The 26,843-nt window shown below is 60.5% G+C and carries 14 protein-coding genes, 3 tRNA genes, 6 rRNA genes and 1 pseudogene; 10 read left to right on the top strand and 14 right to left on the bottom strand.

What is annotated here, in order from left to right:
- Nucleotides 1-4: 4 nt before the first annotated feature.
- A pseudogene (locus tag QC826_RS25400) lies at nucleotides 5-1,911 on the bottom strand (sigma-54-dependent Fis family transcriptional regulator).
- Nucleotides 1,912-2,565: 654 nt separating this feature from the next.
- Between QC826_RS25400 and QC826_RS25395 the strand changes: the two are divergent.
- The 4 genes from QC826_RS25395 to rrf (QC826_RS25380) all read left to right on the top strand — a co-directional run bounded on the left by QC826_RS25395 (nucleotide 2,566) and on the right by rrf (QC826_RS25380) (nucleotide 7,726).
- Nucleotides 2,566-4,094 (top strand): 16S ribosomal RNA (locus QC826_RS25395).
- Between the two features lie 82 nt (nucleotides 4,095-4,176).
- Nucleotides 4,177-4,253, top strand: a tRNA-Ile gene (locus tag QC826_RS25390).
- Nucleotides 4,254-4,594: 341 nt separating this feature from the next.
- Nucleotides 4,595-7,468 (top strand): 23S ribosomal RNA (locus tag QC826_RS25385).
- A gap of 145 nt (nucleotides 7,469-7,613) precedes the next feature.
- Nucleotides 7,614-7,726, top strand: a 5S ribosomal RNA gene (rrf, locus tag QC826_RS25380).
- Together the 16S, 23S and 5S rRNA genes with 1 tRNA gene alongside form the textbook arrangement of a ribosomal RNA operon.
- A 368-nt stretch (nucleotides 7,727-8,094) precedes the next feature.
- On the opposite strand, the gene QC826_RS25375 is transcribed toward rrf (QC826_RS25380), so the two are convergent.
- The gene (locus QC826_RS25375; protein WP_279762972.1) at nucleotides 8,095-8,337 is read right to left on the bottom strand and encodes a hypothetical protein; all 243 of its coding nucleotides are present in this window, start codon (nucleotides 8,335-8,337) and stop codon (nucleotides 8,095-8,097) included.
- A 14-nt stretch (nucleotides 8,338-8,351) separates the two neighbouring features.
- Complete coding sequence (locus QC826_RS25370) at nucleotides 8,352-9,308, bottom strand: IS1595 family transposase (RefSeq protein WP_279766524.1); 957 nt, start codon at nucleotides 9,306-9,308, stop codon at nucleotides 8,352-8,354.
- 648 nt (nucleotides 9,309-9,956) lie between these two features.
- On the opposite strand from QC826_RS25370, the gene QC826_RS25365 reads away from it, so the two are divergent.
- The 5 genes from QC826_RS25365 (at nucleotide 9,957) to rrf (QC826_RS25345) (ending at nucleotide 15,102) form a co-directional block, all read left to right on the top strand.
- Nucleotides 9,957-11,484 (top strand): 16S ribosomal RNA (locus QC826_RS25365).
- An 82-nt stretch (nucleotides 11,485-11,566) separates the two neighbouring features.
- Nucleotides 11,567-11,643: transfer RNA gene (locus tag QC826_RS25360), tRNA-Ile, on the top strand.
- An 11-nt stretch (nucleotides 11,644-11,654) separates the two neighbouring features.
- Nucleotides 11,655-11,730, top strand: a tRNA-Ala gene (locus tag QC826_RS25355).
- Between the two features lie 239 nt (nucleotides 11,731-11,969).
- Nucleotides 11,970-14,844 (top strand): 23S ribosomal RNA (locus QC826_RS25350).
- A gap of 145 nt (nucleotides 14,845-14,989) precedes the next feature.
- Nucleotides 14,990-15,102 (top strand): 5S ribosomal RNA (gene rrf / locus QC826_RS25345).
- A gap of 65 nt (nucleotides 15,103-15,167) precedes the next feature.
- Here rrf (QC826_RS25345) and QC826_RS25340 read toward each other — a convergent pair.
- Complete coding sequence (locus QC826_RS25340) at nucleotides 15,168-16,571, bottom strand: DHA2 family efflux MFS transporter permease subunit (RefSeq protein WP_279762971.1); 1,404 nt, start codon at nucleotides 16,569-16,571, stop codon at nucleotides 15,168-15,170.
- Nucleotides 16,572-16,732: 161 nt separating this feature from the next.
- Here QC826_RS25340 and QC826_RS25335 point away from each other — a divergent pair, with 161 nt between their 5' ends.
- Complete coding sequence (locus QC826_RS25335) at nucleotides 16,733-18,472, top strand: alkaline phosphatase D family protein (protein ID WP_279762970.1); 1,740 nt, start codon at nucleotides 16,733-16,735, stop codon at nucleotides 18,470-18,472.
- A gap of 17 nt (nucleotides 18,473-18,489) precedes the next feature.
- Here the strand turns inward: QC826_RS25335 and bluB are convergent, their stop codons facing one another.
- From bluB to QC826_RS25285, 10 genes are read right to left on the bottom strand one after another with little or no spacing between them, the layout of a single operon-like run.
- On the bottom strand, nucleotides 18,490-19,140 hold the full coding sequence (bluB, locus tag QC826_RS25330; RefSeq protein ID WP_279762969.1) for a 5,6-dimethylbenzimidazole synthase: 651 nt from the start codon (nucleotides 19,138-19,140) through the stop codon (nucleotides 18,490-18,492).
- Complete coding sequence (locus QC826_RS25325; protein ID WP_279762968.1) at nucleotides 19,137-20,597, bottom strand: cobyric acid synthase; 1,461 nt, start codon at nucleotides 20,595-20,597, stop codon at nucleotides 19,137-19,139. The genes bluB and QC826_RS25325 overlap by 4 nt, the downstream gene beginning before the upstream one ends.
- Nucleotides 20,594-20,767, bottom strand: a complete 174-nt coding sequence (locus QC826_RS25320) for a hypothetical protein (RefSeq protein ID WP_279762967.1) — start codon at nucleotides 20,765-20,767, stop codon at nucleotides 20,594-20,596. The genes QC826_RS25325 and QC826_RS25320 overlap by 4 nt, the downstream gene beginning before the upstream one ends.
- Nucleotides 20,767-21,639, bottom strand: a complete 873-nt coding sequence (locus tag QC826_RS25315; protein WP_279762966.1) for a cobalamin-binding protein — start codon at nucleotides 21,637-21,639, stop codon at nucleotides 20,767-20,769. Before QC826_RS25315 ends, QC826_RS25320 begins: the two co-directional genes overlap by 1 nt.
- Nucleotides 21,636-22,622: a threonine-phosphate decarboxylase CobD gene (gene cobD / locus QC826_RS25310; protein ID WP_279762965.1), complete on the bottom strand. Its 987-nt coding sequence runs from the start codon at nucleotides 22,620-22,622 to the stop codon at nucleotides 21,636-21,638. The genes QC826_RS25315 and cobD overlap by 4 nt, the downstream gene beginning before the upstream one ends.
- Nucleotides 22,615-23,580: a CobD/CbiB family cobalamin biosynthesis protein gene (locus QC826_RS25305; RefSeq protein WP_279762964.1), complete on the bottom strand. Its 966-nt coding sequence runs from the start codon at nucleotides 23,578-23,580 to the stop codon at nucleotides 22,615-22,617. Before QC826_RS25305 ends, cobD begins: the two co-directional genes overlap by 8 nt.
- The gene (cobU, locus tag QC826_RS25300; RefSeq protein ID WP_279762963.1) at nucleotides 23,574-24,131 is read right to left on the bottom strand and encodes a bifunctional adenosylcobinamide kinase/adenosylcobinamide-phosphate guanylyltransferase; all 558 of its coding nucleotides are present in this window, start codon (nucleotides 24,129-24,131) and stop codon (nucleotides 23,574-23,576) included. The genes QC826_RS25305 and cobU overlap by 7 nt, the downstream gene beginning before the upstream one ends.
- Entirely contained in the window at nucleotides 24,128-25,441 is a 1,314-nt protein-coding gene (locus QC826_RS25295) for a cobyrinate a,c-diamide synthase (RefSeq protein WP_279762962.1), read from the bottom strand. Before QC826_RS25295 ends, cobU begins: the two co-directional genes overlap by 4 nt.
- Nucleotides 25,435-26,073: a cob(I)yrinic acid a,c-diamide adenosyltransferase gene (cobO, locus tag QC826_RS25290; RefSeq protein ID WP_279762961.1), complete on the bottom strand. Its 639-nt coding sequence runs from the start codon at nucleotides 26,071-26,073 to the stop codon at nucleotides 25,435-25,437. The genes QC826_RS25295 and cobO overlap by 7 nt, the downstream gene beginning before the upstream one ends.
- Nucleotides 26,070-26,843, bottom strand: coding sequence for an ABC transporter ATP-binding protein (locus QC826_RS25285; protein WP_279762960.1), 774 nt, complete (start codon nucleotides 26,841-26,843; stop codon nucleotides 26,070-26,072). The genes cobO and QC826_RS25285 overlap by 4 nt, the downstream gene beginning before the upstream one ends.

Here is a 26,843-nt window from a genome sequence, read left to right as displayed (position 1 = left end):
CGGCTCACTTCAGGTTGGGCACTTTGCGGTAGATGGTGTTGCGCGAGACGCCCAGCGCGCGCGCCGTGGCCGAGACGTTGCCGCCGTGCGCCTCGAGCGACTTGAGGATCACCGACTGCTCCATCTCCTCCAGGTTGGCGCCGGTGGCGATCAGCTGGGCGGTGCTATGGCTGTCGCCCAGGGTCTGCGCCACCTCGATATCGTCGAGGAAATCGTCGGGCATGTGGCGCTGGCAGATCTCGTGCTCGTCGCCGGCCATGACGATGGCGGTGCGCAGCAGGTTGGTCAGCTGGCGGAAGTTGCCCGGCCATTTGTGCTGGTGGAACAGGCGCAGCAGCTCGGGCGAGATGGCGTGGCGCTCGTTGCCCGACTCGGCGGCGAGGATCTTCTTGACCACGGTGTCGAGGTCGCTGCGCTCGCGCAGCGGCGGCAGTTTGACCACCAGGCCGTTGAGGCGGTAGTACAAGTCCTCGCGGAACAGCCCTTGGCCATGCGCTCGCGCAGGTTGTGGTTGGTGGCGCAGATGACTTCGACGTTGACGGGGATCGATTTTCCGCTGCCGAGCGGCGTCACCATGCGCTCCTGCAGCACGCGCAGCAGACGCGCCTGCAGGCTGAAGGGCATGTCGCCGATCTCGTCGAGGAACAGCGTGCCGCCGTTGGCCTGCAGGATGCGGCCGATGGCGCCCTTCTTGCGGGCGCCGGTGAAGGCGCCGTCCTCGTAGCCGAACAGCTCCGATTCGATCAGCGTTTCGGGAATCGAGGCGCAGTTGACGGCGACGAAGGGGCTCATGGCGCGCGGCGAATCGTTGTGGATGGCCTGGGCCAGCAGCTCCTTGCCGGTGCCGGTCTCGCCCATGATCATGATGGGGATGTCGCGGCCGAGCACCTTGGACACCTTGTCGATCACCAGCTCCAGTTGCGGATCGCCGGTGCGCAGGTAGCGCAGGCCGGACAGGCGGCGCGCCGCGCTGGCGGCATGGCCGGCCGCCGCGCTGCCGGCCGAAGGTTGTGGCGCGGTCGCCGGCGCGGTCGACTCGGCGGCGCCCAGCGATTGTTGGAACACGCCGCTCGACAGGCGCAGCTGGGCGCGGCCGTAGACCCGCACGCCGCTGTGCATGCACAGGTTGAGCAGGCCTGGCGAGGCGGTGCGGTAGTGTTCGTACAGCGCCGACACCGGCAAGCCGAACAAGGAGCTGAAGGTGTGCGACTGCAGCGCCGCGTAGGACAGGCCAAGCTGGAACAGGCCGTTGCGGTTGGCCGACAGGAAGCGGCCGCCGGGGCTGAACGAGGCGATGCCCTCCATCAGCGTGCCGATGAACTCGGGGCGGGCGTGGAAGTGGACGGTGATGGCGTCCTCGAAGGTGGCGGCGAACAGCTGGTTCTCGATCATCAACGCGGACATGCGCACCAGGGCCATGGTGTGCTTGTGGAAGCTGCGCTGGTCGCCGGAGACGTCGAGCACGCCGACCACGTTGCCCAGGTGGTCGGTGATCGGCGCCGCCGAGCAGGTCAGGAAGTGGTTGGCGGACAGGAAGTGCTGGTCGGCGTGGACCAGCGCCGGCGCCTTTTCGGCGATGGCGGTGCCGATCGCGTTGGTGCCCTTGCTGGCCTCGGACCAGGCCACGCCCGGTTGCAGCGCGACGCGGTTGGCCTTCTCGAGGAAGTCGTCGTCGCCCAGCGAGTGGACGATGACGCCGTTGGCGTCGGTCAGGATCACCATATTGTGGGTGTTGACGATCTGCTGGTACAGCGTCTCCATGGCCGGCACCGCATGGGTGTGCAGCAGGCGGTTCTTTTCGATCAGGACGGAGAGGGCGTCGGCGCGTATCGGGCTGAAATCGGCCGCGCCGTCCGGCGCCAAGCCGTATGCCACCGAACGCTGGTGCGAGGTTTCGATGATGAGCGGCATATTGTCGGCCCATCCGGCCGCCCTGGGCGTGCAGGTGGCGGGCACGGCGGCGCTATTCAGATCTTGAGCAGTCTGTCGGTACATAGGGTCTCGTCTCCAGTGAGCCGTGTTCTATGCACGGCCTTCTTGTAACTGCACAGGTGCTCCATAATGTAGCACCTGTGCAGAATGTGAGCAAAGCAAAGCGGGCTGCGGTGCGCCACTGTTGTTGCGTAACTGGAGAAGCAAGCTTGGTGCCAGCGCTGGAAATAGTTCTTGTAAGTAAACAGTCGCTTTGCTATAGTTCGCCTCCCCGCAGAAATGCACGCAGAAACAAGCGATTGCAGAGTGAGCGGGGAGAAAAAGAAGGTTGACGAAATGGCCGAAACGCTGCATACTCTTCCTTCTTCGCAACTGACAAACAAAACGCTTTGTCAAGGGTTGAAAGCCCGGTTGCAGGCAGTACCGAATAAAGTTCTTTAACAATTAACAGTCGATAAGTGTGGATGTTTGATGAGAGTGCAGCGGCTTCTTCGGAAGCCGTCAACTTAAAATATCAAATGTTCACAAGAAGTAATGAAATAGGACGCTTCGCAAGAAGTGGCCTGTCAGTATTTTGAGTGAGCGACCCCTTAGCAATAAGGGTGACACGAAAGTGTCAAAGTAACAGAGATTAAACTGAAGAGTTTGATCCTGGCTCAGATTGAACGCTGGCGGCATGCCTTACACATGCAAGTCGAACGGCAGCGCGGGGCAACCTGGCGGCGAGTGGCGAACGGGTGAGTAATATATCGGAACGTACCCTGGAGTGGGGGATAACGTAGCGAAAGTTACGCTAATACCGCATACGATCTAAGGATGAAAGTGGGGGATCGCAAGACCTCATGCTCCTGGAGCGGCCGATATCTGATTAGCTAGTTGGTGGGGTAAAGGCCTACCAAGGCATCGATCAGTAGCTGGTCTGAGAGGACGACCAGCCACACTGGAACTGAGACACGGTCCAGACTCCTACGGGAGGCAGCAGTGGGGAATTTTGGACAATGGGCGAAAGCCTGATCCAGCAATGCCGCGTGAGTGAAGAAGGCCTTCGGGTTGTAAAGCTCTTTTGTCAGGGAAGAAACGGTGGGTTCTAATACAGCCTGCTAATGACGGTACCTGAAGAATAAGCACCGGCTAACTACGTGCCAGCAGCCGCGGTAATACGTAGGGTGCAAGCGTTAATCGGAATTACTGGGCGTAAAGCGTGCGCAGGCGGTTTTGTAAGTCTGTCGTGAAATCCCCGGGCTCAACCTGGGAATGGCGATGGAGACTGCAAGGCTAGAGTTTGGCAGAGGGGGGTAGAATTCCACGTGTAGCAGTGAAATGCGTAGATATGTGGAGGAACACCGATGGCGAAGGCAGCCCCCTGGGTCAAGACTGACGCTCATGCACGAAAGCGTGGGGAGCAAACAGGATTAGATACCCTGGTAGTCCACGCCCTAAACGATGTCTACTAGTTGTCGGGTCTTAATTGACTTGGTAACGCAGCTAACGCGTGAAGTAGACCGCCTGGGGAGTACGGTCGCAAGATTAAAACTCAAAGGAATTGACGGGGCCCCGCACAAGCGGTGGATGATGTGGATTAATTCGATGCAACGCGAAAAACCTTACCTACCCTTGACATGGCTGGAATCCCTGAGAGATCGGGGAGTGCCCGAAAGGGAACCAGTACACAGGTGCTGCATGGCTGTCGTCAGCTCGTGTCGTGAGATGTTGGGTTAAGTCCCGCAACGAGCGCAACCCTTGTCATTAGTTGCTACGAAAGGGCACTCTAATGAGACTGCCGGTGACAAACCGGAGGAAGGTGGGGATGACGTCAAGTCCTCATGGCCCTTATGGGTAGGGCTTCACACGTCATACAATGGTACATACAGAGCGCCGCCAACCCGCGAGGGGGAGCTAATCGCAGAAAGTGTATCGTAGTCCGGATTGTAGTCTGCAACTCGACTGCATGAAGTTGGAATCGCTAGTAATCGCGGATCAGCATGTCGCGGTGAATACGTTCCCGGGTCTTGTACACACCGCCCGTCACACCATGGGAGCGGGTTTTACCAGAAGTAGGTAGCTTAACCGCAAGGAGGGCGCTTACCACGGTAGGATTCGTGACTGGGGTGAAGTCGTAACAAGGTAGCCGTATCGGAAGGTGCGGCTGGATCACCTCCTTTCTAGAGTATGCACGGGGTTAGCAATAATCCACATCATCAAGCATTCACACTTATCGACTGTCAATTAAGAAGAACAGCATTTGGGGCTGTAGCTCAGCTGGTTAGAGCACCGTGTTGATAACGCGGGGGTCGTTGGTTCGAGTCCAACCAGCCCTACCAGGATTACCCCGGGGATTAGCTCAGCTGGGAGAGCACCTGCTTTGCAAGCAGGGGGTCGTCGGTTCGATCCCGTCATCCTCCACCAAAAGTTCAAACGTAAGCCCTGCCCTAGCGGCAAGCGCGGTTTAGGTTTGGTCTTTTAGAGATTAAATGCTGTTTCGTTCTTTAAAAATTTGGAAGAAGTAAAAGTAAAGATTATTTATTAATCGTTTGCGTCGGAAGGCGTGAATGATGGGTAATGATTGTATGTATCAACAAACATAGCAACATGTAGTTTCTTATTCCTATGACCGCTCCTTTGTAGACGCCGTGTAAGCGGGCGCAAGGGGCTAACGTTATAGGGACAAGCGAATAAGTGCACATGGTGGATGCCTTGGCGATTACAGGCGATGAAGGACGTAGTAGCTTGCGATAAGCTGCGGGGAGCGAGCAAACACGCTTTGATCCGCAGATTTCCGAATGGGGAAACCCGGCCTTTTAGGTCATTGCATACTGAATACATAGGTATGCAAAGCGAACGCGGCGAACTGAAACATCTAAGTAGCTGCAGGAAAAGAAATCAACCGAGATTCCCAAAGTAGTGGCGAGCGAAATGGGATGAGCCTGCACGTTTTAGCATGACGCATAGAAGAATCCTCTGGAAATAGGAACCGTAGCGGGTGATAGTCCCGTATTCGAAATGCGATGTGTGGAACTAAGCGTGCGACAAGTAGGGCGGGACACGAGAAATCCTGTCTGAATATGGGGGGACCATCCTCCAAGGCTAAATACTCGTAATCGACCGATAGTGAACCAGTACCGTGAGGGAAAGGCGAAAAGAACCCCGGAAGGGGAGTGAAATAGATCCTGAAACCGTGTGCATACAAACAGTAGGAGCGGACTTGTTCCGTGACTGCGTACCTTTTGTATAATGGGTCAGCGACTTACATTCAGTGGCAAGGTTAACCGATTAGGGAAGCCGTAGAGAAATCGAGTCCGAATAGGGCGTTCAGTCGCTGGGTGTAGACCCGAAACCAAGTGATCTACTCATGGCCAGGATGAAGGTGCGGTAACACGCACTGGAGGTCCGAACCCACTAATGTTGAAAAATTAGGGGATGAGCTGTGGGTAGGGGTGAAAGGCTAAACAAACTTGGAAATAGCTGGTTCTCTCCGAAAACTATTTAGGTAGTGCCTCAAGTATCACCATCGGGGGTAGAGCACTGTTATGGCTAGGGGGTCATCGCGACTTACCAAACCATTGCAAACTCCGAATACCGATGAGTGCGAGCTTGGGAGACAGACGTCGGGTGCTAACGTCCGGCGTCAAGAGGGAAACAACCCAGACCGCCAGCTAAGGTCCCAAAGATTGGCTAAGTGGAAAACGAAGTGGGAAGGCTAAAACAGTCAGGATGTTGGCTTAGAAGCAGCCATCATTTAAAGAAAGCGTAATAGCTCACTGATCGAGTCGTCCTGCGCGGAAGATGTAACGGGGCTAAGCCAGTCACCGAAGCTGCGGATATGCGTAAGCATATGGTAGGAGAGCGTTCTGTAAGCCTGCGAAGGTGTCTTGTAAAGGATGCTGGAGGTATCAGAAGTGCGAATGCTGACATGAGTAGCGATAATGGGGGTGAAAAGCCCCCACGCCGTAAGCCCAAGGTTTCCTGTTCAACGTTCATCGGAGCAGGGTGAGTCGGCCCCTAAGGCGAGGCAGAGATGCGTAGCTGATGGGAAGCAGGTTAATATTCCTGCACCGTCGTATGATGCGATGGGGGGACGGATCGCGGAAGGTTGTCTGCCTGTTGGAATAGGCAGTTTCTGGTTCATAGAAGGCGCTTAGGCAAATCCGGGCGCGGAATTCAAGGGACTGGGACGAGCGAATTTATTCGTGAAGCAATCGGAAGTGGTTCCAAGAAAAGCCTCTAAGCTTCAGTCATACGAGACCGTACCGCAAACCGACACAGGTGGGCGAGATGAGTATTCTAAGGCGCTTGAGAGAACTCGGGAGAAGGAACTCGGCAAATTGGTACCGTAACTTCGGGAAAAGGTACGCCCTTGTAGCTTGACCACTTTACTGTGGAAGGGTGAACGGGTTGCAATAAACTGGTGGCTGCGACTGTTTAATAAAAACACAGCACTCTGCAAACACGAAAGTGGACGTATAGGGTGTGACGCCTGCCCGGTGCTGGAAGATTAAATGATGGGGTGCAAGCTCTTGATTGAAGTCCCAGTAAACGGCGGCCGTAACTATAACGGTCCTAAGGTAGCGAAATTCCTTGTCGGGTAAGTTCCGACCTGCACGAATGGCGTAACGATGGCCACACTGTCTCCTCCCGAGACTCAGCGAAGTTGAAATGTTTGTGATGATGCAATCTACCCGCGGCTAGACGGAAAGACCCCATGAACCTTTACTGTAGCTTTGCATTGGACTTTGAACCAATCTGTGTAGGATAGGTGGGAGGCTTTGAAGCGGGGACGCCAGTCTTCGTGGAGCCAACCTTGAAATACCACCCTGGTTTGTTTGAGGTTCTAACCTTGGTCCGTTATCCGGATCGGGGACAGTGCATGGTAGGCAGTTTGACTGGGGCGGTCTCCTCCTAAAGTGTAACGGAGGAGTTCGAAGGTACGCTAGATACGGTCGGACATCGTGTTGATAGTGCAATGGCATAAGCGTGCTTAACTGCGAGACTGACAAGTCGAGCAGGTACGAAAGTAGGACATAGTGATCCGGTGGTTCTGTATGGAAGGGCCATCGCTCAACGGATAAAAGGTACTCTGGGGATAACAGGCTGATTCCTCCCAAGAGTTCATATCGACGGGGGAGTTTGGCACCTCGATGTCGGCTCATCACATCCTGGGGCTGTAGCCGGTCCCAAGGGTATGGCTGTTCGCCATTTAAAGTGGTACGTGAGCTGGGTTTAAAACGTCGTGAGACAGTTTGGTCCCTATCTGCCGTGGGCGTTGGAAATTTGAAGGGGGCTGCTCCTAGTACGAGAGGACCGGAGTGGACAGACCTCTGGTGTACCGGTTGTCACGCCAGTGGCATTGCCGGGTAGCTAAGTCTGGAAGAGATAACCGCTGAAAGCATCTAAGCGGGAAACTTGCCTTGAGATGAGATTTCCCAGAGCCTTGAGCTCTTTGAAGGGTCGTTCGAGACCAGGACGTTGATAGGCTGGGTGTGGAAGTGCAGTAATGCATTAAGCTAACCAGTACTAATTGCCCGTACGGCTTGTCCCTATAACCTTAGCAGGTTGTAAGAATAAGAACTACGTGTCGCCTGAGTTGTTGATACATCGTTCATTACCCCATTCTTTACCGATACTTCTTCCCAATTTTAGAGTTTCGCTGCCCCGTCGGGAGCGAACGCTCGTACAAGTCAATGCCTGATGACCATAGCAAGTTGGTACCACCCCTTCCCATCCCGAACAGGACCGTGAAACAACTCTGCGCCGATGATAGTGCTGCAACCAGTGTGAAAGTAGGTTATCGTCAGGCTAGTTATATAGTAGTGTAAAAACCCCATCTGTCCGAACGCGCTCGCGTTTGGTGCCGGTGGGGTTTTTTTACGTCTCTCGCTTTTAAAGATCTACAGCGAATTGGCGCCAGCTGTCTTGGATGTCGCCCGCGCCCCACCATGATATGCCCGCCGCCATTGGTCCAGCCGTAGCGGATGACGAACGGGCGGTTGGCATTGATGTCGGCCACCACACTACTCCATGATGAGGCGGACCTGTAGGCGCTATTGCCCACGCCCCAGCTGTTCAGAATATTTTGTACGCTGCCATTGCTGCCGTACATATTGTTGGGCTGGTTGGCATTGCTGTTCCAGTGGTTCTCCTTCTGCCTGGGTTGTTCCGATTGGCTTAGGGTTGGCGGTTTGCATTCATATTCTTGCGAACTGCCACGCGCAAGGGCTCGAGCAGTTGGTTGGCTTCGAGTAGCTCCTCGCCCGAGGTGCGGGCGCCGACGCCACTCCCTATCGCCTTTTGTGTGAGCAACAAGGAGAGGCGTGCCGAATGCAGTGGTGCAAAGCGGGTTTTCGCATCCTCCGCCGAGACAACTTCCAGAAAGTCGGATTGCGGCTGGTACACGCGGACGAAGCGCACATTGGATCGCCTGATTATGTTCTTACATCAGCCTTTCCCAGCACCAACCGTTTCGGGCACGGCCTCGTCTGTGCCAGCGCGACCGCCAATCGCGGCACCATGGCGGCCATGTCGGCGCGGCGGTTGAAGCGATACTGGACCTCGGCGAGGTATCGCCGGGCATACTTCGCGAATTTAAACGCGTGGTGCGTCCCGGACAGGGCCGTTTTCAGGTTCCCCAACAAGACGTTGAGCCATTTGAACGGTTCGATCTCCGTGCCCGCCTTACCGCGCGGCGCCAGCACCACCTTGTGCGTATAGCCCAGCTTTTCGAGCACTTCGAAACCCAGCAGCCCGTCGGACAAGACGCAGCTTCCCGGCGCCACAGCCAAGCGCGCCCAGGGCGTCAGTGCCTTGAACGAGAACCCGGCCACCGGATCGAAGCGCACGCGCTGCGGCCTCCCTTCGCACATCTCAACGGCGGCGACAAAGGCCACCTTGTTCGACGAGCCGCGTCCTGGGCCGCCACCGGTACGCTCGCCGCCCAGATACGCGTCATCGACCCGGACATCGCCCCGCAGCGGCCGATCGGCCTCGCGCTGGGCCATCACCTCCATCAGCTTGTGCTTGAGCAGCCAGGCGGCCTTCCAGGAGATGCCCAGCTGCCGCATCATGGCCAGCGCGGCGATGTTCGTCTTCGACTGCGTCACCAGGTAGATCGCCAAGTACCACTTCGTCAACGGCAGGCGGCCATGTTCCATCACCGTTCCGGCACGCAGGCTGGTTTGATGCCGACAGGCGCCGCACTGCCAGTAGCGCAGTTCCCGCCGCTTGAATTCGTAAGCGGCGCCATGGCCGCAGCAAGGGCAAATGAATCCCTGTGGCCACCGCGCCTTGATGAACGCCGCCTCGCATTGCTCCTCGGTGCCGTAGTCGCGCAAGAACGCAGGCAGCGACAGCCCCTTCTGAAACTGAATCCCGTTGATCGTCATCATCGTCCCCCTCAGTGGCTCTGCCATCCTGATAGGTTTGACTCAACAGGAGTGGAAAAGTTCTGACGAACGAACATAATCAGGTTGGATCGATCGCTATTTGCATAGGCGACCATAGACGCTATTAGTAAGATTGTCGTTCTTGTCACTATTTTTCTAAATCGTTGCGTGAATGCCAATCTTGATCCCCGTCCTTCCTCGCTGTTCGCATAATATTTACCGCAGAGTGCAAGTAACTGCAAAATAGGCTGGCGATTCTCTCCAGCCTTTGCTATAGTTCGCCTCCCCGCAGAACGGTGCACGCAAATGACCGCAGCGCAGAGTGAACGGGGTAGAAAAAGAAGTTGACGAAATGGCCGAAACGCTGCATACTCTTCCTTCTCGCAAATGACAAACAAAACGCTTTGTCAAGGGTTGAAAGCCCGGTTGCAGGCAGTACCGAATAAAGTTCTTTAACAATTAACAGTCGATAAGTGTGGATGTTTGATGAAAGTGCAGCGGCTTCTTCGGAAGTCGCCAACTTAAAATATCAAATGTTCACAAGAAGTAATGAAATAGGACGCTTCGCAAGAAGTGGCCTGTCAGTATTTTGAGTGAGCGACCCCTTAGCAATAAGGGTGACACGAAAGTGTCAAAGTAACAGAGATTAAACTGAAGAGTTTGATCCTGGCTCAGATTGAACGCTGGCGGCATGCCTTACACATGCAAGTCGAACGGCAGCGCGGGGCAACCTGGCGGCGAGTGGCGAACGGGTGAGTAATATATCGGAACGTACCCTGGAGTGGGGGATAACGTAGCGAAAGTTACGCTAATACCGCATACGATCTAAGGATGAAAGTGGGGGATCGCAAGACCTCATGCTCCTGGAGCGGCCGATATCTGATTAGCTAGTTGGTGGGGTAAAGGCCTACCAAGGCATCGATCAGTAGCTGGTCTGAGAGGACGACCAGCCACACTGGAACTGAGACACGGTCCAGACTCCTACGGGAGGCAGCAGTGGGGAATTTTGGACAATGGGCGAAAGCCTGATCCAGCAATGCCGCGTGAGTGAAGAAGGCCTTCGGGTTGTAAAGCTCTTTTGTCAGGGAAGAAACGGTGGGTTCTAATACAGCCTGCTAATGACGGTACCTGAAGAATAAGCACCGGCTAACTACGTGCCAGCAGCCGCGGTAATACGTAGGGTGCAAGCGTTAATCGGAATTACTGGGCGTAAAGCGTGCGCAGGCGGTTTTGTAAGTCTGTCGTGAAATCCCCGGGCTCAACCTGGGAATGGCGATGGAGACTGCAAGGCTAGAGTTTGGCAGAGGGGGGTAGAATTCCACGTGTAGCAGTGAAATGCGTAGATATGTGGAGGAACACCGATGGCGAAGGCAGCCCCCTGGGTCAAGACTGACGCTCATGCACGAAAGCGTGGGGAGCAAACAGGATTAGATACCCTGGTAGTCCACGCCCTAAACGATGTCTACTAGTTGTCGGGTCTTAATTGACTTGGTAACGCAGCTAACGCGTGAAGTAGACCGCCTGGGGAGTACGGTCGCAAGATTAAAACTCAAAGGAATTGACGGGGCCCGCACAAGCGGTGGATGATGTGGATTAATTCGATGCAACGCGAAAAACCTTACCTACCCTTGACATGGCTGGAATCCCTGAGAGATTGGGGAGTGCTCGAAAGAGAACCAGTACACAGGTGCTGCATGGCTGTCGTCAGCTCGTGTCGTGAGATGTTGGGTTAAGTCCCGCAACGAGCGCAACCCTTGTCATTAGTTGCTACGAAAGGGCACTCTAATGAGACTGCCGGTGACAAACCGGAGGAAGGTGGGGATGACGTCAAGTCCTCATGGCCCTTATGGGTAGGGCTTCACACGTCATACAATGGTACATACAGAGCGCCGCCAACCCGCGAGGGGGAGCTAATCGCAGAAAGTGTATCGTAGTCCGGATTGTAGTCTGCAACTCGACTGCATGAAGTTGGAATCGCTAGTAATCGCGGATCAGCATGTCGCGGTGAATACGTTCCCGGGTCTTGTACACACCGCCCGTCACACCATGGGAGCGGGTTTTACCAGAAGTAGGTAGCTTAACCGCAAGGAGGGCGCTTACCACGGTAGGATTCGTGACTGGGGTGAAGTCGTAACAAGGTAGCCGTATCGGAAGGTGCGGCTGGATCACCTCCTTTCTAGAGTATGCACAGAATCAGCAATGGTTCACATCATCAAGCATTCACACTTATCGACTGTCAATTAAGAAGAACAGCATTTGGGGCTGTAGCTCAGCTGGTTAGAGCACCGTGTTGATAACGCGGGGGTCGTTGGTTCGAGTCCAACCAGCCCTACCAGTATTACCCCGGGGGGATTAGCTCAGCTGGGAGAGCACCTGCTTTGCAAGCAGGGGGTCGTCGGTTCGATCCCGTCATCCTCCACCAAAAGTTCAAACGTAAGTCGCGCCAAACGGGCGTCGGATTTAGGTTTGGTCTTTTAGAGATTAAATGCTGTTTCGTTCTTTAAAAATTTGGAAGAAGTAAAAGTAAAGATTATTTATTAATCGCATCGATCGGAAGGTTGATGTGATGGGTAATGATTGTATGTATCAACAAACATAGCAACATGTAGTTTCTTATTCCTATAAACGCTCCTTGTTTAGTCGCAGGGGCTAACGTTATAGGGACAAGCGAATAAGTGCACATGGTGGATGCCTTGGCGATTACAGGCGATGAAGGACGTAGTAGCTTGCGATAAGCTGCGGGGAGCGAGCAAACACGCTTTGATCCGCAGATTTCCGAATGGGGAAACCCGGCCTTTTAGGTCATTGCATACTGAATACATAGGTATGCAAAGCGAACGCGGCGAACTGAAACATCTAAGTAGCTGCAGGAAAAGAAATCAACCGAGATTCCCAAAGTAGTGGCGAGCGAAATGGGATGAGCCTGCACGTTTTAGCATGACGCATAGAAGAATCCTCTGGAAATAGGAACCGTAGCGGGTGATAGTCCCGTATTCGAAATGCGATGTGTGGAACTAAGCGTGCGACAAGTAGGGCGGGACACGAGAAATCCTGTCTGAATATGGGGGGACCATCCTCCAAGGCTAAATACTCGTAATCGACCGATAGTGAACCAGTACCGTGAGGGAAAGGCGAAAAGAACCCCGGAAGGGGAGTGAAATAGATCCTGAAACCGTGTGCATACAAACAGTAGGAGCGGACTTGTTCCGTGACTGCGTACCTTTTGTATAATGGGTCAGCGACTTACATTCAGTGGCAAGGTTAACCATATAGGGAAGCCGTAGAGAAATCGAGTCCGAATAGGGCGTTCAGTCGCTGGGTGTAGACCCGAAACCAAGTGATCTACTCATGGCCAGGATGAAGGTGCGGTAACACGCACTGGAGGTCCGAACCCACTAATGTTGAAAAATTAGGGGATGAGCTGTGGGTAGGGGTGAAAGGCTAAACAAACTTGGAAATAGCTGGTTCTCTCCGAAAACTATTTAGGTAGTGCCTCAAGTATCACCATCGGGGGTAGAGCACTGTTATGGCTAGGGGGTCATCGCGACTTACCAAACCATTGCAAACTCCGAATACCGATGAGTGCGAGCTTGGGAGACAGACGTCGGGTGCTAACGTCCGGCGTCAAGAGGGAAACAACCCAGACCGCCAGCTAAGGTCGCCAAAGATTGGCTAAGTGGAAAACGAAGTGGGAAGGCTAAAACAGTCAGGATGTTGGCTTAGAAGCAGCCATCATTTAAAGAAAGCGTAATAGCTCACTGATCGAGTCGTCCTGCGCGGAAGATGTAACGGGGCTAAGCCAGTCACCGAAGCTGCGGATATGCGCAAGCATATGGTAGGAGAGCGTTCTGTAAGCCTGCGAAGGTGTCTTGTAAAGGATGCTGGAGGTATCAGAAGTGCGAATGCTGACATGAGTAGCGATAATGGGGGTGAAAAGCCCCCACGCCGTAAGCCCAAGGTTTCCTGTTCAACGTTCATCGGAGCAGGGTGAGTCGGCCCCTAAGGCGAGGCAGAGATGCGTAGCTGATGGGAAGCAGGTTAATATTCCTGCACCGTCGTATGATGCGATGGGGGGACGGATCGCGGAAGGTTGTCTGCCTGTTGGAATAGGCAGTTTCTGGTTCATAGAAGGCGCTTAGGCAAATCCGGGCGCGGAATTCAAGGGACTGGGACGAGCGAATTTATTCGTGAAGCAATCGGAAGTGGTTCCAAGAAAAGCCTCTAAGCTTCAGTCATACGAGACCGTACCGCAAACCGACACAGGTGGGCGAGATGAGTATTCTAAGGCGCTTGAGAGAACTCGGGAGAAGGAACTCGGCAAATTGGTACCGTAACTTCGGGAAAAGGTACGCCCTTGTAGTTTGACCACTTTACTGTGGAAGGATGAACGGGTTGCAATAAACTGGTGGCTGCGACTGTTTAATAAAAACACAGCACTCTGCAAACACGAAAGTGGACGTATAGGGTGTGACGCCTGCCCGGTGCTGGAAGATTAAATGATGGGGTGCAAGCTCTTGATTGAAGTCCCAGTAAACGGCGGCCGTAACTATAACGGTCCTAAGGTAGCGAAATTCCTTGTCGGGTAAGTTCCGACCTGCACGAATGGCGTAACGATGGCCACACTGTCTCCTCCCGAGACTCAGCGAAGTTGAAATGTTTGTGATGATGCAATCTACCCGCGGCTAGACGGAAAGACCCCATGAACCTTTACTGTAGCTTTGCATTGGACTTTGAACCAATCTGTGTAGGATAGGTGGGAGGCTTTGAAGCGGGGACGCCAGTCTTCGTGGAGCCAACCTTGAAATACCACCCTGGTTTGTTTGAGGTTCTAACCTTGGTCCGTTATCCGGATCGGGGACAGTGCATGGTAGGCAGTTTGACTGGGGCGGTCTCCTCCTAAAGTGTAACGGAGGAGTTCGAAGGTACGCTAGATACGGTCGGACATCGTGTTGATAGTGCAATGGCATAAGCGTGCTTAACTGCGAGACTGACAAGTCGAGCAGGTACGAAAGTAGGACATAGTGATCCGGTGGTTCTGTATGGAAGGGCCATCGCTCAACGGATAAAAGGTACTCTGGGGATAACAGGCTGATTCCTCCCAAGAGTTCATATCGACGGGGGAGTTTGGCACCTCGATGTCGGCTCATCACATCCTGGGGCTGTAGCCGGTCCCAAGGGTATGGCTGTTCGCCATTTAAAGTGGTACGTGAGCTGGGTTTAAAACGTCGTGAGACAGTTTGGTCCCTATCTGCCGTGGGCGTTGGAAATTTGAAGGGGGCTGCTCCTAGTACGAGAGGACCGGAGTGGACAGACCTCTGGTGTACCGGTTGTCACGCCAGTGGCATTGCCGGGTAGCTAAGTCTGGAAGAGATAACCGCTGAAAGCATCTAAGCGGGAAACTTGCCTTGAGATGAGATTTCCCAGAGCCTTGAGCTCTTTGAAGGGTCGTTCGAGACCAGGACGTTGATAGGCTGGGTGTGGAAGTGCAGTAATGCATTAAGCTAACCAGTACTAATTGCCCGTACGGCTTGTCCCTATAACCTTAGCAGGTTGTAAGAATAAGAACTACGTGTCGCCTGAGTTGTTGATACATCGTTCATTACCCCATTCTTTACCGATACTTCTTCCCAATTTTAGAGTTTCGCTGCCCAATCGGGAGCGAACGCTCGTACAAGTCAATGCCTGATGACCATAGCAAGTTGGTACCACCCCTTCCCATCCCGAACAGGACCGTGAAACAACTCTGCGCCGATGATAGTGCTGCAACCAGTGTGAAAGTAGGTTATCGTCAGGCTAGTTATTCTAAAAAACCCCATCCGGTGATCCGGTGGGGTTTTTTTTCGTCCATCGCTTTGCCGCTTAGGCGGCCACCCCTTTGCTGATGCTTTCGCCGTCCTCCTTGCGCAGGGTCCAGAACGTCAACGAGGACAGGATGGTCATTACCGCCAAGGTCAAGAACGCGTGGTGCAGGGCACCCGTTAACGCCACTCGGTTCGATTGCGGAAGATCGGCCAAATACCAGCCGGTGATCAAGGATCCGCAGGCCAGGCCGAAGCTCATCGAAAGCTGCTGCATCGAGCTGGCGATGGTGCTGGCCATGCTGGAGTCGGCCTTGTCGACGTCGGCATAGGCGATGCTGTTCATGCTGGAAAACTGCAGCGAATTGAAGAAGCCCAGGCACAGACTGATCATCACGATCGCATAGATGGGCGTGCCCTGCTGCACGAAGGAATACAGCCCGATGGTCAGCCCGATCAGCACCGTGTTGACGATCAATACCTGACGATAACCGAACTTGCCCAGCAAGCGGGAGGCAATGAACTTCATCCCCATCGCCGCCGCCGCCGATGGCATCATCAACAAGCCCGATTGCCAGGCCGGCAGTCCCAGGCCCAATTGATACAGCAAGGGCAGCAGGAAGGGCAGGCCGCCGACACCGAGCCGTGTCAGGAAGCCGCCGCTGACCGACACACGGAAAGTGCGGATGCGGAACAATACCAGCCGCAGCAGCGGATGCGGCGCGTCCTTGGCGTGCCAGACATAGGCCGCCAGCAGGCTGCAGGCGATCAGCAGCAGCACCGCCGCCGAGGTCAGATCGATCTTGTGCTCACCGAAGATCTCCAACAACCACGACAGCAGCGCGATGCCGGTGCCGAACAGCACCAGGCCGATTAGGTCGAGCGGGCGCTGTTCCTCGCCGATGTAGTCGGGCATGAAGCGGTGCGCCAGATAGATCGCCGCCAAGCCGACCGGCACGTTGACGAAGAAGATCTCGCGCCAGGACATCCAATGCACGATCAAGCCGCCCACCGTCGGCCCGAGCAGGGGGCCGATCAGCGCCGGAATGATCACGAAGTTCATCGCCGACAGCAGCTCGGCCTTGGGGAAGGTGCGGATGATGGTGATGCGCCCGACCGGCATCATCATCGCCGCGCCGAAGCCCTGCAGCAGGCGGGCCGCAACCAGCATCGGCGAGTTCACCGACAAGCCGCACAGCACCGAGGCGAAGGTGAAGATGGCCACCGCGGTCATGAAGACGCGCCGGGTGCCGTAGCGGTCGGCCATCCAGCCGCTGACCGGGATCGACACCGCCAGGCTGAGGATATAGCTGGTGACCACCGCCTTCAGGCTCAGCGGCGTCACCTGCAGGCTGGCGGCCATGCTGGGAATGGCCGTGTTGACGATGGTGGAGTCGAGCTGCTCCATGAACAGGGCGGTGGCGACCACCCAGGGAAGGTAAGTCTTGGTGCGGGAACGAGTCATGTTGGATCACAGGCCCAGGCGGTGCGCGCGGCACGATGGCTTCGATTGTCACACAAAAAAATCCGCCGTGTCGGCGCCGCCACAGCCGTGCCGCCGGCGTCACGCTGGCGTCACACCCGAGGCGTAACGTGCCTCACATCGCCACGGCTGCTGGAGCTCACATGGACCTGACATCGTCGAACCCGTCCCACGCGGACCCCGAGCGGCGCGACTTCATGCGCCAGGTCTGCGGCGGCGCCCTGCTGGGCGCGACCGCGCTGGGCATCAACGCCTGCAGCAGCACGGCGGGCAGCCTGGGCGAAGCCGGCCCTGCCGCCTTCCTGCACGGCGTGGCCAGCGGCGACCCGCTGCGCGACCGGGTGATTCTGTGGACCCGCGTCACGCCGCGCCGGCCGGACGACGCCGGCGAAATCGCCGTGCGCTGGCAGATGGCGACCGATCCGGCGATGCAGCTGCTGGTCGCCTCCGGCGCCACGTCCACTAGCGCGCGGCAGGACTTCACCGTGAAGATCGACGCCGACGGGCTGCTGCCGGGGCATGTCTACTATTACCAGTTCGCCGTCGACGGTGCCAAGTCGCCGGTCGGCCGCACCAAGACGCTGGCGGGGGCGGAGGCGCGCCAAGTGCGGCTGGCGGTGTTCTCCTGTTCGAACTACCCGGCCGGTTACTTCAATGTCTACGCCGACGCGGCGCGGCAGGACGGCATCGACGCCGCGCTGCACATCGGCGACTACATCTACGAGTACGAGAGCACCGGCTACGCCTGCGCCAACGCCGCCGCCCTGGGCCGCGTGTCCGAACCGCGCGGCCTGCTGCTGCAATTGGACGACTATCGCCGCCGCTACGCGCAGTACCGCAGCGACCCGGATTTGCAGGCGCTGCACGCGGCGCTGCCGTTCATCGTGGTGTGGGACGACCACGAGTTCGCCGACGACACCTGGCGCGACGGCTCGGGCGACCACAAGAGCACACGCTTCGGTCCCTTCTCGCTGCGCCGGGCGGCGGCGGTGCAGGCCTATCACGAGTGGCTGCCGATTCGCGCGCCTGAGCCGGACCGGCCGGACCGCATCTATCGCTCCTTCGACTTCGGCGGCGTGCTGTCGCTGCACATGCTCGACACCCGCTTGATCGGCCGCGACCAGCAGTTGATGATGTCGTCCTACTACGACGAGGACGAGGAGTTCGACGCGGAGAAATACAAGCAGGACGTGTGCTCGCCGCGCCGCCAGATGATGGGCGCGCAGCAGATGCGCTGGCTCGACGGCCAGGTGCAGGCCTCGCGCGCGCGCTGGCAGATGCTGGGGCAGCAGGTGTTGATGGCGCGGATGGAGTATCCCACCGCCGTGGCGCTGGGCGAGTGCAACTGCACAGAGTACAGCGCGCTAAAGCAGCGCGCCAGCAAAGACCCCGGCGCGATCAACGCGGAGCAGAAGTCGTGGCTGGCCGGCTCGGCCTTGCCCTGCTATCTGGATTCCTGGGACGGTTATCAGCACGACCGCGAGCAGGTGTTCGCCATGATGCAGAGGCATCGCAAGAATCTGGTGGTGCTGGCCGGCGACACCCACAACGCCTGGGCCAGCGATCTGCACGACGCGGCAGGGCGCCAGGTGGGCGTGGAGTTCGCCACCGCCTCGGTGTCCTCCCCGGGCATGGAGGGCGCCTATCCCGACCGCGATCCGGACGACGTGGCCAGCATGATGGTCGACCTGATCGAGCCGCTGTACTACGCCCAGACCAGCAAGCGTGGCTACATGATCGTCACCGCCAGCCACGAGCAGGTACGTTGCGACTGGCGCTTCGTCGACACGGTATTGAGCCGGAAGTTCAGCGCCGCCACCGAGCGCAGCCTGCGCACGCTGGCAGGGCCGGGCAACCGCAAGATCGTCGAGTGCAACGCTTGAACTTGCTGTGGCGCCGACTACGCGCCGGCGCCCCAGCTGTCGACGTACATGACGTCGGCGACGGGGCGGCGCTTGTCCCAGCGCTCCAGTTCCAGCATCGGCGCCGAATAGAACTCGTCCACCTGGCCGACACATAGCACGGCGATCGGCTGGCTGCCCTCGGGCATGGCGCACAATTGGCGCAGCTGCTGGGGATCGAACATCGACACCCAGCCGACGCCGATGCCCTCGGCGCGCGCGGCCAGCCAGAAGTTCTGCAGCGCGCAGGCGGCCGAGGCCAGGTCCATCTCCGGCATGGTGCGGCGGCCGAAGATGAAGTTTTCGCGCTTGTCCATCAGGCCGACCACCAGCACCTCGGCGCAGCTCAGGATGCCTTCCACCTTCAACTGCATGAACTCGTCGGCGCGCTGGCCGAGCGCCTGCGCCGTCAGGATGCGCTCGTCGTTGACGTGGCGGTGGATGGCGCCGCGCAGCGCCGGGTTGAGGATGCGGATGAAGCGCCACGGCTGCATCAGTCCCACGCTCGGGCCGTTGTGGGCGGCGCCGATGAAGCGCTCCAGCTGGCCCGCTTCCAACGGTCCCGGCTTGAAGTGGCGCACGTCGCGCCGCTCGCGGATGGCGCGGTAGACGCCGCCGATCTCCTCGTCCGAATAGGCGTGCGGGTTCATGCCGCCTTGTCCTCCACGGTGAGGGCGATCAGCGCGTCGAGCAGCGGCTGGGCGGCGTCGGCGATGCGCTCCAGGCTTTCCTCGCGCAGCTGCGCCGTGTCGACGCTGTGTTCCGAGTGCAGGCCGGCCCAGCGCAGCAGCGCGGCGCCGGCCTGCGGCGTGTCGAACAGGCCGTGCAGGTAGGTGCCGAGGATCTGTCCGTCGGCCGAGCGCGCCCCCTCGGGGCGGCCGTCGATGCGGAAGGCCGGCAGATCGAGCGCGGCGCCGCTGGAGGTGCCCATGTGGATCTCGTAGCCGCTGACGGTGGCTTCGGCGAAGGCGCATTCGCCGCTGACTTGCACCAGGCGTTTGTCCAGTGTCATTTCGGTGTCCATGTCGAGCAGGCCGAGGGCGGCCGAGACGCCAGGCGTGCCTTCGATGCCGTGCGGGTCGGTGACGCTGCGGCCCAGCATCTGGAAGCCGCCGCAAATGCCGATCACCTTGCCGCCGTAGCGCAGGTGCTTGTCGATGGCGGCAGGCCAGCCTTGCGCGCGCAGCCATTCCAGGTCGCCGCGCGTGTTCTTGCTGCCGGGGAGGATGACCAGGTCGGCAGGTGGAATCGCCTCGCCCTGGCGGACGAAGCGCAGGTCGACGTCCGGGTGGGCGCGCAGCGCGTCGAAGTCGGTGTGGTTGCTCATGCGCGGCAGGCTGGGCACGGCGATGCGGAAGGCGCCGCGCGAGGCCTGCACCGGCTGCACCGCATCCTCGGCGTCGAGGAACAGGCCGTGCAGATAGGGCAGCACGGCCAGCACCGGCTTGCCGGTCTGCTGTTCCAGCCACTCCAGGCCGGGCTGCAGCAGCGAGATGTCGCCACGGAAGCGGTTGATGACGAAGCCGATGGTGCGATTGCGCTCGCTTTCGGACAGGCAGGACAGGGTGCCGACGATGTGGGCGAAGACGCCGCCACGGTCGATGTCGGCCACCAGTATCACCGGGCAGTCGACCTCCTCGGCGAAGCCCATATTGGCGATGTCGCGCTCGCGCAGGTTGATCTCGGCCGGGCTGCCGGCGCCTTCGACGACGATGCTGTCGTACTGTGCCAGCAGGCGCTGGTGCGATTCGAGCACGGCCTGCATCGCGATGGTCTTGTACTGGTGGTAGTCGCGCGCGTTCATCTCGGCGCGCACCTTGCCGTGGATGATGACCTGGGCGCCGACGTCGCTCGACGGCTTGAGCAGCACCGGGTTCATGTCGGTGTGCGGCGCCAGTCCGGCGGCGATGGCCTGCAGCGCCTGGGCGCGGCCGATCTCGCCACCGTCGGCGGTGACGGCGCTGTTGAGCGCCATGTTCTGCGGTTTGAACGGCGCCACGCGCACGCCGCCGCGCTTGAGCAGGCGGCACAGCGCGGCCACCACGGTGCTTTTGCCGGCGTCGGAGGTGGTGCCCTGCACCATCAGGGTCGAGTAGGGGAAGTTCATGCGCTTGCTTGCTCCTGCGGTAGCTCTTGCCACTGCGCGAGCATGTCGCTGATCTGGCGCAGACCTTCGGTGAAGCCGGAGATGCCGGCGATGTACTGTTGCGCGCCCGGCGCGTACAGGGTCTCGACCGACTCGGTCGACAGGCAGGCGATGCGTTGGTAGAGGCTCATCAGTTCTTCCGGCGCTGGCGCGCCAGCTCGAGTTTTTCGCACAGGGCGGCGGTGCCGGCGACCATGCGCGGGCCGGCGCGGTTGAGCAGTTCGCCGTTCAATGTGAACAGGTTGTCGTTGCGGACCGCCTTCATCGTCGTGTAGGACTTCCACAGGCTAACGCCGCCGTAGTTCTTCTCGGCCGTGCCGAAGATCGCCTCGGGGTCTTCCTGCAGCACGGCCTCGACGCTGACCACCGGCGCCGTCACCTTCAACTTGGCGAAGATGTTCTCGCCGCCACACAGGCGGATGGCGTCGCTGACGATGTGCGTGCCGTTGAGCGTGTAGAGCGGCTTGTCCCACACCTGGTAGAACATGCGCACCGGCGGCCGGTTGGCATACTGTTTGGCCAGCGCCGCGAGCTGCCGGCGCAGGTCCGCCGCCGCCGCTTGCGCCGCGGTCTCGGTGCCCATCAGCTGGCCCAGGCGCAGCAGGCTGTCGGCGATGCCGTCGAGCTTTTGCGGCTCGCTGTGGAAGATCGGGATGTTCAACTGGCGCAGGGTGTCGATCTGGCGCTCGGAGCTGCTGTGCATCCAGACCACGATCAGGTCCGGCTTCATGGCGATGACGCGCTCCATGTCGAGCTGGCGGTTGTCGCCGACGCTGGGAATCTTCTTGGCCGCCTCGGGGAAGTCGCTATAGGCGACCACGCCGACGATGTGCTCGGCGCCGCCGGCGGCGAACAACATCTCGGTCACATGCGGCGCCAGGGCGATGATGCGCTGCGCCGGCTTGGGCAGGGTGACGAGGTTGCCGTCGTCGTCGCGCACGGTGATGGCGGCGCCGGCTTGGGCGGTGTAGAGCAGCGCCAATGCGCAGAGGAGTTTGTTCATGTTGCTTCCTTGGTCCATTCGGTGAGTGCTGCTTCAAGGCGCTGCCAGCCGGCTTCGTCGGGCGGCAGGCCGAGACGGATGCCGCGCGCGGCCTGCTGGAACAGGCGCACCCAGATGCCGCGTTCGGCCATGTGCTGCCAAAACTGTTCGGCGCGCGGTTCGGGCCACCATTGGAACAGGGCGCAGCCGCTGGCGTCGATATGGTGCGCGGCCAGCAGGCCGTGCAGGCGGCTGCCGCTGTCGTTCAGTTGCCGGCGCATGGCTGACTGCCAGGCGCGGTCGCGCAATGCCGCCAGCGCGATCTCCTGCGCAGGACCGCTGACGGTCCAGGGGCCGAGCAGGTCGGCCAGTTCGTTCAACAGCGCCGGCCGGGCGGCGACGAAGCCGAGGCGCACGCCGGCCAGGCCGAAGAATTTACCGACCGAGCGCAGCACGATCAGGCCGGCCTGGCCGCTATGGGCGGCGACGCTGGCGTCGCGCGCGGTGTCGCCGAAGGCCTCGTCGACCACCAGCCAGCCGCCGCGCGCGGCCAACTGCGCCGCCCAGTCCAGCAACTGCTCTGGCGGCACTGTCGCGCCGGTGGGATTGTTTGGATTGCAGACCACCATGACGTCGCACTCGGGCAGCGCAGCGTCCAGTTCGGCATACGGCACTTGGCGCATGCTGTGGCCGTGGCGGCCCCAGTGGTGGGCGTGTTCCGCATAGGACGGCGCCGCCACCGCCACCCGCGAGGGCGGACGCAGGCGCGGCAGCGCTTGGATCGCCGCCTGGGTGCCGGCCACCGGCAGCATCAGCGGGGCGTCGTAGTAGTCGGCGGCGGCGCGGGCCAGCGCCGGGTCGGCCTCGGGCAGACGGTGCCAGGCGTTGCCTGCCAGCGCAGGCACGGGATACCAGTGTGGATTGATGCCGGTCGACAGATCGAGCCAGTCGTCGCGGCCGAAGCGCAGCGCGGCGTCGCGCAGATTGCCGCCATGTTCAAGCATGCGTGCCTCCAATCAGGTGGACGGTCGCCGCCGCGACGGCGGCGCAGAGCAGCCACAGCGCGGTGGTGCCGGCGACCAGGCGCCAGGCGCGGACGATGTCGCCGGCGCGCGCCGCCGTGCCGCTACCCAGCGTGGGACGCTGCTCGACCTCGCCGTCGTACACGGCGGCGCCGCCCAGTTCCAGGCCGAGCGCGCCGGCGCCGCTGGACATCACCGGCCCGGCGTTCGGGCTGCTCCAGGTGGGGGCTTGAGCGCGCCAGCATTGCCAGGCGCGGCGCTTGCCGGCCAGCGTGGGCGCCAGCAGCACGTAGGACAGCGCGGTCAGCCGCGCCGGGATTAGGTTCAGCACGTCGTCGATGCGCGCCGGGGCGCAGCCGAATTCATTGAAGCGCGCGTTGCGGTAGCCCCACATCGCGTCGAGCGTGTTCGCCAGGCGGAACAGCAGGGCGCCGGGGCCGCCGGCGACGGCGAACCAGAACAGCGTGCCGAAGACGGCGTCGTTGCCGTTTTCGAGCAGCGATTCGGCGCTGGCCTTGGCCAGGTCGGCCTCGTTGGCCTGCGCCGTGTCGCGGCTGACGATGCGGGCCGTCAGCAGGCGCGCCCGGGGTAGGTCGCCTTGCGTCAGCGCCTGGGCGATCGGCAGGTTGTGGTCGCGCAGGCTGCGCAGGCCGATGCAGAAGTACAGCAGCAGCGCGTGCGCCGCCAGGGCCGGCGCGCCGCCGGCTTGAAAAATCAGCCAGGCGCTGAGCGCGCTCAGCGGCGCCACCGCCAGCGACCACGCCAGCAGGCCGCGTGCAAAACGCCAGCGGCCCTGGTTCAAACGGCGTTCCAGCGCATAGGCCAGATTGCCGAAGCCGACCAGCGGATGGAAGCGGCGCGTCTCGCCCAACAGCAGGTCGAGCAGCACGCCGGCCAGCAACAGCAGGGCCGCTTGTGTCAGCGTCAGGCCGATCAGCATGGGCCGCCTTTCAAGTGCAAGGGCAGGCCGGCGGCGACGAAGGTGACGCGGTCGCAGACGGCGGCGACGGCCTGGTTCAGGCGGCCGGCCTCGTCGGTGAAACAGCGCGAGATGGCGCCGTAGGGCACGATGCCCATGCCGACCTCGTTGGAGACGAAGACCACGTCGCCGGGCAGGGCCGGCAGAACTTCCAGCAGCCGCGCGCGCTCGCTGTGGAAGCGCGCCGGCAGGGCGATGTTGCCGACATCGGGATAGTCGCCGCCTTCGCTGAACATCAGGTTGGTCAGCCATAATGTAAGGCAGTCGACCAGGATCAGCTTGGCGGGGGTGGAGAGGCGCTGCAGAGTGTCGGCCAGGGCCAAGGGCTCCTCCACGGTGGGCCAGGCGGCGGGGCGCTGGTCGCGGTGTTGGGCGATGCGCGTGGCCATTTCACCGTCGCCGGCAAGCGCGGTCGCCAAGTAGATCACCTCTTTGCCGCTGTGCGCGGCCAGCCGTTCAGCGTGGGCGCTCTTGCCGGAACGGGCGCCGCCAAATACCAGTGTGTGTGTCATGCCGTGGCGCTCCGCAGGAACAGCGCGGCGGTGGCCGCCGGGTTGGACGGGAAGTAGGCGTGGAAGTAGGACGCCGTCAACGAGCCGACGCGGTACTGCGCCTCGCCCTGCACGCCGGACGGGTTTTTCACCGAATGGCTGGCCGGCGCCACGCTGGTCTCTAGTTTCGAATAGTGGAAGGTATGGCCGCGCAGCGGGCCGTGCTCGGTGGCGATGGCCTGCGGACCGAGACCGGCCAAACGCGGCTGCATGCTCACGGCGCCCGGCAGCAGGCCGGCCATCGGCCAGGCGGTGCCGCTCTGGTCGGCCAGCGTGTCGGCCAGCGCCATCATGCCGCCGCATTCGGCGACGATGGGCAGGCCGGCGGCGTGGGCGGCGCGCATCGAGGCCTTCCACGTGTCGGCCCGCGACAGGGCGTCGGCGTGCAGCTCAGGATAGCCGCCGGGTAGATAGACGGCGTCGGCCTCGGCCGGCAGCGCTTGGTCGGCCAGTGGCGAAAAGTAGTGCAGCGTCGCGCCGAGTGTGCGCAGCATGTCCAGGTTGGCCGGGTAGAGGAACATGAAGGCGCTGTCGCGGGCGATGGCGATGCGCTTGCCGGCCAATAGCGCCGGCTGTTCCGCTGGCGCTGGTGGGATGGCGATGCGGGTGCTGCGCAGACTGGCCCAGGCCGCCTCGTCGAACACCAGCTGGTCGGCCAGGTTGTCGAGCAGGGCGTCGAGGTTGCGCACCTCGTCGGGCACCACCAGGCCGAGATGGCGCTCCGGCAGCGAGGCGCTTTGCCGCGGCAGCGTGGCGAACAGGGGAATGTCGCGCATGGCGGCGGCGACCATGGCGGCATGGCCGCTGCTGGCGACGCGGTTGGCGATGACGCCGGCCATCTCGACCGGACCGTAGTCGCGCAGGCCGTGCACCAGGGCGCCGGCGGTTTGCGCCATGGCGCTGGCGTCGACCACGGCCATCACCGGCAGGCCGAATTCGCGCGCCAGGTCGGCCGAGCAGGGCGTGCCGTCGTACAGGCCCATGACGCCCTCGATCAGGATCACGTCCGCCTCGGCGGCGGCCTGCGCCAGTTGGCTGCGGCACTGCTCGGGGCCGACCATCCACAGGTCGAGCGAGCGCACCGGCGCGCCGCTGGCGCGCTCGAGCAGCATCGGGTCGATGAAGTCGGGGCCGCACTTGAACACGCGCACGCGCTTGCCCAAGCGGACCAGCTTGCGCGCCAGCGCCGCCGTGACGGTGGTCTTGCCCTGGCCGGAGGAGACGGCGGCCACCAACAGCACCTGCACGTCGATATGCGTGGCCGTCACCATTCGGTGCCCGCTTGGGCGCCGATGCCGGCCTTGAAGGCGTGCTTGACGACGGCCATCTCGGTGACCGTGTCGGCGATGGCGATTAGTTCCTCCGGCGCGCCGCGTCCGGTGATGACCACATGCTGCATGGCCGGCCGTTCCAGCAGGTCGGCGATGACGGCGTGGACGTCGAGGTAGCGGTATTTCAGCGCGATGTTGAGCTCGTCGAGCAGCACCAGGCCGATGCTGGGATCGGCCAGAAAGGTGCGCGCCTGTTGCCAGGCCAGTTGGGCCTTTTCGGTGTCGCGCTCGCGGTTTTGCGTGTCCCAGGTGTAGCCCTCGCCCATGACGTGGAAGCTGACCTCGTCCGGGAAGCGGCGCAGGAACTTCTCCTCGCCGGTCGACAGCGCGCCTTTGATGAACTGCACCACGCCGACCTTCATGCCGTGGCCCATGGCGCGGATCGCCATGCCGAAGCCGCTCGAGCTCTTGCCCTTGCCGTTGCCGGTGTTGACCACGATGATGCCGATCGGCTGGTCGTCTGCGGCCGCGATCTGCGCGTCGATCACCGCCTTTTTGCGCTCCATGCGCACGCGGTGGCGCTCGTTGATGGCCTGGCTGTCGTTGTGGTTTTCGCTGTTCTGTTCGCTCATACGATGTCCTCCGAGGGGATGAAGATGCTGCGTTTGCCGTGTTGGATGATGTCGATCGGGTGGCCCAGGCAGTCGCTTAGGATGGCCGCCTGCATGGTCTCGGCCAGCGGCCCGGCCAGCCAGCGGCCGTCGCCCATCAGCAGCAGGGCGTGGCTGCTGACGCTGTGCGCCAGCGTCAGGTCGTGGCCGACCATGACGGCGGTCTTGTTCTGCTCGCGGCACAGGCGCGCCAGCAATCCCATCACGCTGACCTGGTGCGCCAGGTCGAGCGCGTTGGCCGGCTCGTCGAGCAGCAGCAGCGGGGTGTCCTGCGCCAGCATGGCGGCGATGGCGACGCGCTGGCGCTCGCCCCCGGACAGGGTGCGCACGTCGCGCGCGGCCATGTCGGCCACCTCCATCGCGGCCAGGGCGTCGAGCGCGATGCGGTGGTCGTCGCTGCCTTCCCAATAGCGGTTGTCGTGGTAGGGGTGGCGCGCCGACAGCACGGTTTCGATCACGCTGTAGGCGAAGGCGTCGCTGCGCGACTGCGCCAGGAAGGCGCGCTGGCGCGCCAGCTCGGTCAGCGGCCAGTCGGCCAGCGCGCGGTCCTGGATGCGCACGCCGCCGGCGTCGGGCTGGTGCAGGCCGGCCAGGGTGCGCAGCAGGGTACTCTTGCCGGCGCCGTTGCGGCCGATCACGCTCCAGCATTGGCCGGGCTCGACGCGCCAGTCCAGCTTGGCGACCAGGCAGCGGGCGCCGATGTTCAGGGTGAGTTGGTGGGTGCTGATCAT

Source organism: Rugamonas sp. DEMB1 (genome assembly GCF_029834475.1).
Lineage (GTDB): Bacteria > Pseudomonadota > Gammaproteobacteria > Burkholderiales > Burkholderiaceae_D > Rugamonas > Rugamonas rubra.
Note: the sequence above shows the minus strand (reverse complement) of the source record. Positions and strands in the feature narration are given on the sequence as shown.

Coding starts and splice junctions, on each gene's coding strand:
- cobD (WP_279762965.1), bottom strand. CDS start 22,622: ATGCTTGAACATGGCGGCAATCTGCGCGACGCCGCGCTGCGCTTCGGC.
- QC826_RS25295 (WP_279762962.1), bottom strand. CDS start 25,441: ATGGTGACGGCCACGCATATCGACGTGCAGGTGCTGTTGGTGGCCGCC.
- cobO (WP_279762961.1), bottom strand. CDS start 26,073: ATGAGCGAACAGAACAGCGAAAACCACAACGACAGCCAGGCCATCAAC.
- QC826_RS25320 (WP_279762967.1), bottom strand. CDS start 20,767: ATGAGCCTCTACCAACGCATCGCCTGCCTGTCGACCGAGTCGGTCGAG.
- QC826_RS25335 (WP_279762970.1), top strand. CDS start 16,733: ATGGACCTGACATCGTCGAACCCGTCCCACGCGGACCCCGAGCGGCGC.
- bluB (WP_279762969.1), bottom strand. CDS start 19,140: ATGAACCCGCACGCCTATTCGGACGAGGAGATCGGCGGCGTCTACCGC.
- QC826_RS25370 (WP_279766524.1), bottom strand. CDS start 9,308: ATGACGATCAACGGGATTCAGTTTCAGAAGGGGCTGTCGCTGCCTGCG.
- QC826_RS25305 (WP_279762964.1), bottom strand. CDS start 23,580: ATGCTGATCGGCCTGACGCTGACACAAGCGGCCCTGCTGTTGCTGGCC.
- cobU (WP_279762963.1), bottom strand. CDS start 24,131: ATGACACACACACTGGTATTTGGCGGCGCCCGTTCCGGCAAGAGCGCC.
- QC826_RS25285 (WP_279762960.1), bottom strand. CDS start 26,843: ATGATCAGCACCCACCAACTCACCCTGAACATCGGCGCCCGCTGCCTG.
- QC826_RS25325 (WP_279762968.1), bottom strand. CDS start 20,597: ATGAACTTCCCCTACTCGACCCTGATGGTGCAGGGCACCACCTCCGAC.
- QC826_RS25340 (WP_279762971.1), bottom strand. CDS start 16,571: ATGACTCGTTCCCGCACCAAGACTTACCTTCCCTGGGTGGTCGCCACC.
- QC826_RS25315 (WP_279762966.1), bottom strand. CDS start 21,639: ATGAACAAACTCCTCTGCGCATTGGCGCTGCTCTACACCGCCCAAGCC.